Here is a 12,226-nt window from a genome sequence, read left to right on the forward strand (position 1 = left end):
CCCGATGGGTTTCAATCTTTCCGAATGGGCGTTGCGCAACCGCCAGATCGTACTGTTCCTGATGCTGTTGCTGGCCATCGTTGGCGCGCTTTCCTACACCAAGCTTGGCCAGAGCGAAGACCCGCCGTTCACCTTCAAGGCCATGGTCATCAGCACCAACTGGCCGGGCGCCACGGCCGAGGAAGTCTCGCGGCAGGTTACTGAGCGCATCGAAAAGAAGCTCATGGAAACCGGCGATTACGAAAGGATCGTCTCGTTCTCCCGGCCGGGCGAGTCCCAAGTGACCTTCATGGCACGCGACTCCCTGCATTCGGCGCAGATTCCCGAGCTGTGGTACCAGATCCGCAAGAAGATCAGCGACATCCACCACACCTTGCCGCCGGGTATCCAAGGGCCATTTTTCAACGATGAATTCGGCACCACCTTCGGCAATATCTACGCGCTGACCGGCGATGGTTTCGACTACGCCGTGCTCAAGGACTACGCCGACCGCGTCCAGATCCAGCTGCAACGGGTCAAGGACGTGGGCAAGGTCGAACTGCTCGGTTTGCAGGACGAGAAGATCTGGATCGAGCTGTCGAACGTGAAGCTGGCGACCCTTGGCCTGCCCTTGGCGGCGGTCCAGCAGGCCCTGGAAGAACAGAACGCCGTATCGACCGCCGGCTTCTTCGAAACCGGCAGCGAGCGATTGCAGCTCCGGGTTTCCGGGAATTTCCAGACCGTGGAAGAGATCCGCAACTTCCCGATCCGGGTCGCCGATCGTACGTTCCGTATCAGTGATGTGGCCGATGTGCGCCGTGGCTTCAACGATCCACCGGCGCCACGCATGCGTTTCATGGGCGAAGACGCCATCGGCCTGGCCGTGGCCATGAAGGACGGCGGTGACATCCTGGTGCTGGGCAAGGCCCTTGAGGTCGATTTTGCCCGTATCCAGGACACGCTCCCGGCCGGCATGCAATTGCGCAAGGTGTCGGACCAGCCGGCGGCGGTGAAGACCGGGGTGGGTGAGTTCGTCCAGGTGCTGGTGGAAGCGCTGACGATTGTGTTGCTGGTGAGCTTCTTCTCCCTGGGACTGCGCACCGGGATGGTGGTGGCCCTGGCGATCCCGCTGGTGTTGGCGATGACGTTCGCCGCGATGTATTACCTGGGGATCGGCCTGCACAAGATTTCCCTCGGCGCGCTGGTATTGGCGCTGGGGCTGCTGGTGGACGATGCGATCATCGCCGTGGAGATGATGGCGATCAAGATGGAGCAGGGTTTCGACCGGATCAAGGCCGCCAGCTTTGCGTGGACCAGCACGGCGTTCCCGATGCTCACCGGTACGTTGATCACCGCGGCCGGCTTCCTGCCCATCGCCACTGCGCAATCGGGTACTGGCGAATACACCCGTTCGATTTTCCAGGTTGTGACCCTGGCATTGGTGGCGTCCTGGGTGGCTGCGGTGGTGTTTGTGCCGTACCTGGGGGAAAAGCTCCTGCCGGACCTGGCGAAAATTCACGCGGCCAAACATGGCACGGCTGACGGCCAGACCGACCCGTACGGCACGCCGTTCTATCAGCGTGTCCGGCGGATGGTGGAGTGGTGCGTGCGTCGCCGCAAAACCGTCATCACCTTGACCGTGCTGTTGTTTGTCGGCTCGGTGGTGTTGTTCCGTTTCGTGCCGCAGCAGTTCTTCCCGGCATCGGGGCGGCTGGAACTGATGGTCGACCTGAAGCTGCAGGAAGGCGCCTCCCTGAGCAACACCGCCGAGCAGGTCAAGCGCCTTGAAGCGCTGCTCAAGGACCATGCCGGCATCGACAACTACGTGGCGTACGTGGGCACCGGTTCGCCGCGTTTCTACTTGCCGCTGGATCAACAATTGCCGGCGTCCAGCTTCGCCCAGTTCGTGGTGCTGGCCAAGACCATCGAAGACCGCGAACCCCTGCGCAGTTGGTTGATCAGTACCCTGAACGAACAGTTCCCGACCCTGCGCTCGCGGGTCACGCGCCTGGAAAACGGCCCGCCGGTCGGTTATCCGGTGCAGTTCCGCGTCACGGGCGAGCACATCGAAAAGGTTCGCGCCCTGGCGCGCAAAGTGGCGGCGAAAGTTCGCGAAAACCCTTACGTGACCAATGTGCACCTGGACTGGGAAGAGCCGAGCAAGGTGGTGTACCTGAACGTCGATCAGGACCGTGCCCGAGCCCTGGGCGTGAGCACTGCCAACCTGGCGAGTTTCCTGCGCAGTTCCCTCACCGGCTCCAGCGTCAGCCAGTATCGGGAAGACAACGAACTGATCGAGATCCTGCTGCGCGGCACGCTGCATGAGCGCACCGAGTTGTCGTTGCTGCCGAGCCTGGCGGTGCCGACTGACAACGGCAAGAGCGTGGCCCTGTCGCAGATCGCAACCCTGGAGTACGGCTTCGAAGAGGGCGTGATCTGGCACCGCAACCGCCTGCCGAGCGTGACCGTACGGGCCGATATCTACGGCAAGGAACAACCGGCGACCCTGGTGCAGCAGATCTTCCCGACCCTGGAGCCGATTCGTGCGCAACTGCCGGATGGTTACCTGCTGGAGGTGGGCGGTACGGTAGAGGATTCGGCCCGCGGCCAGAAATCGGTGAACGCCGGTGTGCCGCTGTTCATCGTGGTGGTGTTGACCTTGCTGATGCTGCAACTGCGCAGTTTCTCCCGCACGGCCATGGTGTTTCTCACCGCGCCGCTGGGGTTGATCGGTGTCACGCTGTTCCTGTTGATGTTCCGCCAGCCGTTTGGTTTCGTCGCCATGCTCGGCACGATCGCGCTGTCGGGGATGATCATGCGCAACTCGGTGATCCTGGTGGATCAGATCGAACAGGACATCAAGGCGGGGTTGGCGCCCTGGCAGGCGATCATTGAAGCGACGGTACGCCGCTTCCGTCCGATTGTGCTCACCGCACTGGCGGCGGTGCTGGCGATGATCCCGCTGTCGCGCAGCCTGTTCTTCGGTCCGATGGCGGTGGCGATCATGGGCGGCTTGATCGTGGCGACGGCGTTGACGCTGTTGTTCCTGCCGGCGTTGTATGCGGCGTGGTTCAGGGTCAAGAAAACCTGAGCCGATTCTGATAGCACTGAAGATCAAGTGTGGGAGCGAGCCTGCTCGCGATAGCGGTGCAACAGCCAATAGAGATGTTATGGCTGATACTGCTATCGCGAGCAGGCTCGCTCCCACAGTGTTTTTGCGCTTGGCTTAGAGAGTGCCGAAAACCTTCTTCGCCAAACTGGTCGCCGCAGCCGCCGGGTTCTGGCGAATGGTGGCTTCCTGCTTGCCGATCATCTCGAACAACCCGTCCAGCGCCTGCTCGGTCACGTAGTTTTCGATGTTGGAGCTTTTGGCGTCCAGCACGCCGAAGGTCGCGGCCTGGCCGGCGAAAGCATTGTATTTCTGCGCCAGGCCGACCTTGTCGGTGGCTTGCTTGACGATCGGCAGGAACTTGGCGCGGATCTGCTCGCGACTGCTCTTGTTCAGGTATTGCGTGGCGGAGTCTTGGCCGCCGCTGAGAATGCCCTTGGCATCGTCCACGCTCATGTTCTTCACGGCATTGACCAGGATTGGCTGGGCCTGGACCACGGCAGCCTCTGCGGCCTGGTTCATGCTGGTTTCCAGTTGATCGACCTGGTCACCCATGCCGAAGGCTTTCATCTTGCTGGCGACTTTGCCCAGCTTGCCTGGCAGTTCGATCTTCACATCCGGGTTGTTGCTGAAGCCGCCGGGGGTACCCAGTTGCTTGACCGCTACCTGCGCGCCTTGGGTCAAGGCGTCCTTGAGACCGCCCGTGGCGTCTTTTTGCGACAGGTCGCCCAGGGACAGGGCCATGGCATTGGCGCAGATCAGCAGGCCTGCGCACAGGCCGGTGAAACGGAGGGTTGAGCGAAGCATGATGGCGTCCTTGAAAAAGTTGGAAAAAGGAATCAGCGTGCGGCGTTGACGCGGATCTTCAACGGCTGCGGATCCTTGCCATCGAGTTGCACGGCGTGTTGTTCAGTGGTGATGAACATCAACTGGCCGTCCACTTCGATGCGGGCGCTCACGGCATAACGATGGCCGGGCTTGACCTGGGCTGGATCATAACTGAGGTGGAACGGCAGCGGGACCTGGCCTTTGATCGGGCCGCTCTGCTCATCGAGCACCACCGCCGGGGCGTCGGCCAGGGAGACGTCCTGCAGGCTCACGCTCAAGGTAGCATTGGGCGGCAGGGCGATGCGTTGCAGATAGAACACTTCGCCATCGAGGCTCGCGACGGAGGCGGCGGGTGGCGTTGCTGATTGGCATGCGGCCAGTAAGGAAAAGAATGCGAGCAGAACGAGTTTTTTCATTTGGAAGTTCCTTTTTGCTTTGACCTGGCAACGTGTGGGCGCCAAAGCGAATCTGGAGCATCGAGAGGTAAAAATCCAGCCGAAGCGTCACCGCCCAGACGATTCTTCCACCCCTCGATGGGTGAAACTCAAACGCCAAACACGTTGCCTATTCTTGATAGGTGGGTTTATGGAGCATAGGTATTAAACCGAAGACATCAGTATCTCGATCGCCTTAAAGTAATTGCCGCGAGGGTCGACGGTATGATCCATTTTAGTGGTAAAGCGCAGTTCCCCTTCCGTTTCGATACGCGCCCTGACCACATAGGTATGATTTTCGATGACAGCCGATTTCGGCACTCGGAGTTCGAAGGCCAGGCCTGCGGTTTCGGCGTTGTTAATCACGCAAGTCGCAACGGTTTCAGCCGGCGCGTCGGCGGCACTGATGTCTTCAAGGGACGCATAGAGAGTCGAGTTGGGAGCCAGGCCGATTTTTTCCAGGTAGTGGGCGATGCAAGAAAGGTAGTAGTGGTTCATCGTAATGTCCTTATATTAAGTTTTTTGCCGTCAGTGGCGCTGGATGACACCAGCAACATGCTGGCGTCGAAGAGATTGGAGGCGCTGCCTCATATCCAATTGAACGTTGCGGACTCAGGAACCAAACGAGAGTGGCTGAGTGTTTTCGGTGTTCGACACGGGCGCAAGGGTCAGATTGACATCAACTTCCTGATCACCACCGTTCCAGATGAAGGTGTGTGGGGTATCAAGAAACACTGGGGTCGGGCCATTGATTTGCACGTTCAGCGAAAACTCTTCCCCTTTGGTGGCAACATCGCCATCAACGGTCAGGCTGACGATCCATGGCATTTTAGGTATTTGGTTGGAGCCACTGCCACCGGAGGTATGCGGTGTTGTGAAGCTGATGTGAGTACCACCGCTTTCAGGCAGTTCATAGCCGTCAGGCAGGTGAATGGATGCTGTAATGGTGTGTAGGCTCATGCTGAATTCCTTTTCAGTACGTCGACATTGACGTGAGCCCATCCTAGAGGCCTGCTCAAGAGTTCTCTGTAGGTCTTTTCTTCGTTTGACGTCGCTTTAGCCGCTCGGCAGCGTCGGAATACTCGCTGGCTGCCCGATCAAACTCACCGGAACTGTTCCATGTTCCTCGGTGAGTGATCGACAACCTTCAGCTGTCGGGGCTGATGGCGACGTCCGCGGCATCTTCACTGCGATGCAGCGCCACCTGGCGGATCGACAGGCGAATTTCCGCTGGCAGCACCCGCTTGGCCGCGCCTTCGGCCAGTTCGCCCAGCAGCTCGTGGTAGCTGAGCTTGCCGGTCTCGTCGCGGCGCAGCACATCGAGGTCGAGCATGGTCTGGATGAAGTGGCGGAACAGGCTCTTGTCGAAGAACTCCGGCGCATTCAGGCCATGCAGGATCGACAGGCGCTGGGCCATGACGGTGCAGAGGTCTTCCAGTTCTTCGGCGCTGATGGTGTTCTGGCCGCTGTTGAGCAGCAGCGAGACGGTCATGTAGAAGCGCTGCAAGGTCTGGGCGATGCTTTTTGACAGCAGGGTCAGCAGCACGAAATGCCGCGAACTCGGCGCCGGGCGCAGGTACAGGTCATTTTCGAAACGCAGCAGGCCCTGTTCGACGAACGCTTCGAGCCACTGGTCGACCACGCCATCCAGTTCTTCCAGCGACCAGCGAATGAACAGCTCCGATTGCAGGTATGGGTACAACGCATGGGTGTAGCGCAGGATCTGCTCGCGGCTCATGCGCGAGCTGCTCTGGAAGAAGCTCGCCAGCAACGCCGGCAGGGCGAAGATGTGCAGGACGTTGTTGCGGTAGTAGGTCATCAGTACCGCGTTCTGCTCATCCAGGTACAGAATCTTGCCCAGGGCATCGCTCTGTTCCGACAGCAGGTCCATGCCTTTTACATGTTCGATCAGCGCCCGGCCATCGCCTTCGGGCAGGGTGGTGTGGGGCGAGTACGGGACCTTGCGCAGCAACGCCAGGTACAGGTCGAGCACCCGGGCCATGGCGCGGTCGTCCAGGGCCAGGCGGCTGGTGGACAGCAGCGCCAGGGCGACGAGGTTGACCGGGTTGATCGCCGCGGCTTCGTTCAGGTGCCGGGCCACGCGCTCGCCCAAGCGGTGGGTGGTCGCGTTGAGCCAGGCCGGTTTGAATTGCGGGCCCAGTTCCTGTTGGCGCCAATCCGGCTGTTCGGCGTCGAGGAATTCCGTCAGCTTGATCGGTTCGCCGAAGTTCACCGCCACCTGGCCGAAGCGTTGCTTGAGGGCGCCGATGACCTTGAAGATGTCGAAGATCGATTCTTTTTTCTTACTGGCCCCGCGCAGTTCGCCCAGGTAGGTGCGGCCTTCCAGTACGCGCTCATAACCGATGTAGACCGGCACGAACACGATGGGCATGCGCGAGGAACGCAGGAAGCTGCGCAGGGTGATGGAGAGCATGCCGGTCTTGGGTTGCAGCATGCGCCCGGTGCGCGAACGCCCGCCCTCGACGAAGTACTCCACCGGAAAACCTTTGGTGAACAGCGTGTGCAGGTATTCGTTGAACACGGCGGTGTAGAGCGGGTTGCCCTTGAAGGTGCGGCGCATGAAGAACGCCCCGCCACGGCGCAGCAGGCCGCCGATCACTGGCATGTTGAGGTTGATGCCGGCGGCGATGTGCGGCGGCGTCAGGCCGTTGCGAAACAGCAGGTACGACAGCAGCAGGTAGTCGATATGGCTGCGGTGGCACGGCACGTAGATGACTTCGTGGCCTTGGGCGACCTTCTGCACGCCTTCGATGTGGTTGACCTTGATGCCGTCGTAGATCTTGTTCCAGAACCAGCTCAGCACCACTTCCAGGAAACGGATCGCGGTGTAGGTATAGTCCGAGGCGATCTCGTTGCCGTAGCGCAGGGCCTGGGCCTTGGCTTTTTCGGCGGAGATCTTTTCCCGCTCGGCTTGCTCGGCAATCGCCTGCTTGACCAGCGGCTGGTTCAACAGGCCCTTGACCAGGTTGCGTCGGTGGGAGATGTCGGGGCCGATGACCGCTGCTTTCAGATTGCGGAAGTGCACCCGCAGGATCCGCTGGGCCATGCGCACGGTACGCTCGTGGCCCTTGTCGTGTTCGATCAGCTCGCGCAGGTGGATCGGCGCGGAGAACTGCACGCGGGTCTTGCGCCCCAGGATCATGATGCTCAACAGGCGACGCAGGCGCCCGGTGACGGCCCAACTGTCGGCGAACAACAGCTTCCAGGGGCTGGATTCGCTGTCGGGCGACTGCCCCCAGAACACGCTGACCGGGATGATCTGGGCGTCTTCGGCGGCATTGTGGGTCAGGGCGTTGACCAGTCGCGTCAGGGTGGGTGGCGCACCGCGCTTGTCCTGGCGGCCGATCCAGTCCGGCGCTGGCGTCAGGTAGAAAAACGCCGCCGGCTCCAGCAGGTTGCCCACCGAGACCGGCAGCACCGGACGGGGCAGGCCGGCCTTGGTGCATTCGGTGTCGAGCACCGCCAGGTCAGTGAGCGAAGGATCTTGCAGGACGTAGAACACCGGACGACTGCGGTCGAGGTTGAGGGTGAAGGACGACTGGTTGATCGTCTCGGAGCGAACCCAGAGATACAACAGTCGGCGCAGGGTGCCAAACACAAGACGGCGGAACGGGGAGCGGGTCATACGGCTTCTGCATGAGTGAATGGGATGGGGCGGGCGCCAGTGTGCCGGATTCGCCGAAAATCGGCAAAAAAGCACCGAAGTAAAGTCAGTTGAGAGTTTTTGTGTCTGTCATATACTCGGCCAGTGACTGCCATGGCCTCCCTTATGGACGGCTGGACGGCAGCTAACGTTCGTACGGCTTTCCCTCGAAAAGCCGACTTAAAAATAAGAAGTGGGAGTGAGCATCATGGCAGCACGGGAAACCGGCAGTGTGAAGTGGTTCAACGACGCGAAGGGCTACGGCTTCATCCAGCGTGAAGGCGGGGCGGATGTGTTCGTGCATTACCGCGCGATTCGCGGTGAAGGCCACCGTTCACTGACCGAAGGCCAGCAGGTCGAGTACGCGGTCGTGGAAGGGCAGAAGGGCTTGCAGGCTGAGGATGTGGTGGGGTTGTAATCCCACGCTGGAAGCCATAGTAGATGCCCTGTGGGAGCAAAGCTTGCTCGCGATAGCGCCCGGTCGGCTTGCACCAATGTTGAATGTACTTCAGCCATCGCGAGCAAGCTTTGCTCCCACAGTGCTCCCACCTTTGGATCTAGGCTGCACCTGAGACGGGTGTTACGCCGTCTTCCAGGTAATCTCTTCTTCCCCATCGGCGCTGATGCGAATCCAGCGATCCGCCGATTCCTCGCCTTCTTCCTCGACCCATGACCCAGGCGCGCAGCGCACTTCGACGTTCAGTGCGGCGAAGGCGGCGCGGGCGCAGGCGATGTCGTCTTCCCACGGGGTCTGGTCACTTTCCAGGTACAGGCTGTTCCATTTGCCCACGGCCTTGGGCAGCCAGGTCACTGGAATATTGCCGGCCTTGCACTTGTAGGTCTGGCCTTTCTGCACCCAGTCGCTGCACGGGCCCAGGGCCTGGCCGAGCCAGGCGGCGATGGCCTTGTGGTCTACGTCGGCGTCTTTGAGGTAAATCTCGATATCGGGTTGGCGCATGGATGTCCTCGCTGCGGTCTTGAAAAATCCATTCGCGGATTTAACTGGCCCCGGACGGTTGCCCGGGGCCCGGAATCAAAAAGGTTATTGAAGAACGAAATAATCGTAGCGCATCGACACCGTGACCTCGAACGGCTCGGCCTGCTCGATCACGCTGGCCCGGCGTTCGGCACTGGCGCGCCAGCCGTGGGGCGTCATGGCCAGCAGGTTGGCGCGGTCCTGGCCACTGTCGAGGGTCAGCTTGAATTCGAGGGTTTCGCTGTGATCCAGCACCATGCCCGGCGGCACCAGGGCCAGGTGCTTGTCGTCGGTGTATTCGCGCACTTCGTCGTACAGGCGCTCGCGCAACTCCATCAGGTGGCCGGCGGTGGGGCCGACTTTCATCAGGCCGCCGCCGGGGCTGAGCAAGCGCTTGGCCTCTTGCCAGTCCAGCGGGCTGAACACGCTGGCCAGGAACTGGCAGCAGCCGTCCGCCAGCGGCACCCGGGCCATGCTGGCGATCAACCAGGTCAGCTGCGGGTTGCGTTTGCAGGCGCGCTTGACCGCCTCGCGGGAAATGTCCAGGGCATAGCCATCGGCCTGGGGCAACGCCTCGGCGATCTGCGCGGTGTAGTAACCCTCGCCGCAGCCGATGTCCAGCCAGCGCCCGGGCGCGCGTTCGGCGGCCAGTTCCGCCAGGCGCCGGGCGACCGGGGCGTAATGCCCGGCGTTGAGGAAGTCGCGGCGGGCTTCGACCATCGCCTGGTTGTCGCCGGGGTCGCGGCTGTTCTTGTGCTGCACCGGCAGCAGGTTCAGGTAACCCTGCCGCGCGCGGTCGAAGCGGTGGCCGGCCGGGCACACCACACCGTTGTCCACCGCGTTCAGCGGTTCACTGCAGATCGGGCAGGCGAGCATCAGGCGAGCAACTTGATCAGCGTCTTGTAGTAGATCTCGGTCAGCACATCGAGATCGGCGGCCAGCACGCGTTCGTTGACCTGGTGGATGGTCGCGTTGACCGGCCCCAGTTCCACCACTTGCGTGCCCATGGTGGCGATGAAGCGACCGTCGGACGTGCCGCCGCTGGTGGACGCCTGGGTCTCGCGCCCGGTGACGTCCTTGATGCTCGACGATACGGCGTCGAGCAGCGCACCGGGTTCGGTGAGGAACGGCAGGCCGGACAGCGCCCAGTCGATGTGCCAATCCAGCTGATGCTTGTCGAGGATATCGGCAACGCGCTGTTGCAGGCCTTCGACGGTGGATTCAGTGGAAAAGCGGAAGTTGAACACCGCCACCAGGTCACCGGGGATCACGTTGGTCGCGCCGGTGCCGGAATTGAGGTTGGAGATCTGGAAACTGGTCGGCGGGAAGAAGTCGTTGCCATGGTCCCAATGCTCGTCGGCCAGTTCGGCCAAGGCGGGCGCGGCCAGGTGGATCGGGTTCTTCGCCAGGTGTGGATAAGCCACGTGGCCTTGCTTGCCGCGCACGGTCAACTTCGCGCCGAGGGAACCGCGTCGGCCATTCTTGACCACGTCGCCCACCAGCGTGGTGCTCGACGGCTCGCCGACGATGCACCAGTCCAGTCGCTCCTGGCGGGCCTTGAGGCGCTCGATCACAGCTTTGGTGCCGTGGTGGGCCGGGCCTTCTTCGTCGCTGGTGATCAGGAAGGTCAGCGAACCCTTGTGGTCCGGGTAGTCGGCGACGAACCGTTCGGCCGCCACGACCATCGCCGCCAGGCTGCCTTTCATGTCCGCCGCGCCACGGCCGCAGAGCATGCCCTGTTCGTCGATGACCGCATCGAACGGGTCGAGCTGCCAGGCCTGCACCGGACCGGTCGGCACCACGTCGGTGTGCCCGGCGAAGCACAGCACCGGACCGTCATGTTTGCCATGGCTGGCCCAGAAGTTATCCACATCCTCGATGCGCATCGGCTCGAGCGTAAAGCCCGCGTTGCCCAGGCGCTGCATCATCAGTTTCTGGCAATCGGCATCCACCGGCGTCACGGACGGACGGCGGATCAGGTCGCAGGCGAGTTGCAGGGTCGGCGAGAGGTCGGCGTGGGCCGTCATGGAAAACTCCGGAAAGCTGGAAAGGAGATCACAGTCCATGTGGGAGCGGGCTTGCTCGCGAAGGCGTCATCACTGACGCTAAAAGCTTCGCGAGCAAGCCCGCTCCCACAGGTCCTGAGTTCGACCGTTGGATTGTATTCGGTCGAGGCTTACAAAATGGCGGTTATCTTATAGCAAAACGACCACCATGGGCCCCTGGCGCGGGACCGGTGGAACACAAAAACTGTGGGAGCGAGCCTGCTCGCGATAGCGGTGGATCAGCCGGCATTTATATTGACTGAACTGACGCTATCGCGAGCAGGCTCGCTCCCACAGAGGTTTTGCTTAAATTGCCGAGACAAAGCCCTATAATGCGCGCCGGTTTTTGGGGTAATGGTCATGAGTACAGAAGATCCACGGTTTGCCGGTATCGCCCGCTTGTATGGCATCGAAGGCCTGGAGCGCCTGCGGGCGGCCCATGTAGCGATTGTCGGGGTTGGCGGTGTCGGCTCCTGGGCGGCGGAAGCCATCGCCCGTTGCGGCGTGGGCGAGATCTCGCTGTTCGACCTGGACGATGTCTGCGTGAGCAACGCCAACCGCCAGTTGCACGCCCTGGACAGCACCGTCGGCAAGCCCAAGGTCGAGGTCATGGCCGAGCGGCTGCGCGGGATCAACCCCGACTGCACCGTGCACGCGGTGGCCGACTTCGTCACCCGCGACACCATGGCCGAGTACATCACGCCGAACATCGACTGCGTGATCGACTGCATCGACAGCGTCAACGCCAAGGCTGCGCTGATTGCCTGGTGCAAGCGCCGCAAGATCCAGATCATCACCACCGGCGGCGCAGGCGGGCAGATCGACCCGACGCTGATCCAGGTCTGCGACTTGAACCGTACGTTCAACGATCCGCTGGCCTCCAAGGTGCGCTCCACCTTGCGCCGCGACTACGGTTTCTCCCGCACAGTGACCCGCCACTACAGCGTGCCTTGCGTGTTCTCCACCGAACAACTGCGCTACCCGAAACCGGACGGCAGCATTTGCTTGCAGAAGAGTTTTGTCGGCGACGGTGTCAAGCTCGACTGCGCCGGTGGGTTCGGCGCGGTGATGATGGTCACGGCGACGTTCGGCATGGTCGCGGCGACCAAGGCTGTGGATAAGATCGTGGCGGGCGTGCGGCGGCCGGCGGACAGGGTCAAACCCGAACAGTGACCGCTCTTGTGGCGAGGG

Annotated in this window: 11 protein-coding genes; 3 read left to right on the forward strand and 8 right to left on the reverse strand. The window is 61.7% G+C overall.

Going from position 1 to position 12,226, the window contains the following annotated elements; all coding sequences use genetic code 11:
- Positions 1-4: 4 nt before the first annotated feature.
- On the forward strand, positions 5-3,070 hold the full coding sequence (locus B0E42_RS05565; RefSeq protein ID WP_077505923.1) for an efflux RND transporter permease subunit: 3,066 nt from the start codon (positions 5-7) through the stop codon (positions 3,068-3,070).
- 135 nt (positions 3,071-3,205) lie between these two features.
- Here the strand turns inward: B0E42_RS05565 and B0E42_RS05570 are convergent, their stop codons facing one another.
- The 5 genes from B0E42_RS05570 to plsB all read right to left on the reverse strand — a co-directional run bounded on the left by B0E42_RS05570 (position 3,206) and on the right by plsB (position 7,996).
- Complete coding sequence (locus tag B0E42_RS05570) at positions 3,206-3,895, reverse strand: DUF4197 domain-containing protein (protein WP_018603766.1); 690 nt, start codon at positions 3,893-3,895, stop codon at positions 3,206-3,208.
- A gap of 32 nt (positions 3,896-3,927) precedes the next feature.
- A complete protein-coding gene (locus tag B0E42_RS05575; protein WP_018603764.1) occupies positions 3,928-4,332 on the reverse strand; it encodes a YbaY family lipoprotein in 405 nt (134 codons plus the stop codon).
- Between the two features lie 183 nt (positions 4,333-4,515).
- The gene (locus tag B0E42_RS05580) at positions 4,516-4,848 is read right to left on the reverse strand and encodes a YbaY family lipoprotein (RefSeq protein WP_077505925.1); all 333 of its coding nucleotides are present in this window, start codon (positions 4,846-4,848) and stop codon (positions 4,516-4,518) included.
- 114 nt (positions 4,849-4,962) lie between these two features.
- Entirely contained in the window at positions 4,963-5,310 is a 348-nt protein-coding gene (locus B0E42_RS05585) for a hypothetical protein (RefSeq protein ID WP_018603760.1), read from the reverse strand.
- A gap of 187 nt (positions 5,311-5,497) precedes the next feature.
- Positions 5,498-7,996: a glycerol-3-phosphate 1-O-acyltransferase PlsB gene (gene plsB / locus B0E42_RS05590; RefSeq protein ID WP_077505927.1), complete on the reverse strand. Its 2,499-nt coding sequence runs from the start codon at positions 7,994-7,996 to the stop codon at positions 5,498-5,500.
- Positions 7,997-8,222: 226 nt separating this feature from the next.
- Here plsB and B0E42_RS05595 point away from each other — a divergent pair, with 226 nt between their 5' ends.
- A complete protein-coding gene (locus tag B0E42_RS05595) occupies positions 8,223-8,432 on the forward strand; it encodes a cold shock domain-containing protein (RefSeq protein ID WP_003198198.1) in 210 nt (69 codons plus the stop codon).
- A gap of 162 nt (positions 8,433-8,594) precedes the next feature.
- On the opposite strand, the gene B0E42_RS05600 is transcribed toward B0E42_RS05595, so the two are convergent.
- From B0E42_RS05600 to dapE, 3 genes are all read right to left on the reverse strand, one after another.
- Positions 8,595-8,972 carry a hypothetical protein gene (locus B0E42_RS05600; RefSeq protein WP_003198200.1) on the reverse strand — a complete coding sequence of 126 codons (378 nt, stop codon included), beginning with the start codon at positions 8,970-8,972 and terminating at the stop codon, positions 8,595-8,597.
- Positions 8,973-9,056: 84 nt separating this feature from the next.
- Positions 9,057-9,866, reverse strand: coding sequence for a putative RNA methyltransferase (locus B0E42_RS05605; protein ID WP_046065318.1), 810 nt, complete (start codon positions 9,864-9,866; stop codon positions 9,057-9,059).
- Positions 9,866-11,017, reverse strand: coding sequence for a succinyl-diaminopimelate desuccinylase (gene dapE, locus B0E42_RS05610; RefSeq protein ID WP_018603753.1), 1,152 nt, complete (start codon positions 11,015-11,017; stop codon positions 9,866-9,868). The genes B0E42_RS05605 and dapE overlap by 1 nt, the downstream gene beginning before the upstream one ends.
- 378 nt (positions 11,018-11,395) lie before the next feature.
- Between dapE and tcdA the strand changes: the two genes are divergently transcribed.
- The gene (gene tcdA / locus B0E42_RS05615; protein WP_018603749.1) at positions 11,396-12,208 is read left to right on the forward strand and encodes a tRNA cyclic N6-threonylcarbamoyladenosine(37) synthase TcdA; all 813 of its coding nucleotides are present in this window, start codon (positions 11,396-11,398) and stop codon (positions 12,206-12,208) included.
- The last annotated feature ends 18 nt before the right edge of the window (positions 12,209-12,226 follow it).

This window comes from Pseudomonas sp. A25(2017) (assembly GCF_002001065.1).
Lineage (GTDB): Bacteria > Pseudomonadota > Gammaproteobacteria > Pseudomonadales > Pseudomonadaceae > Aquipseudomonas > Aquipseudomonas kilonensis.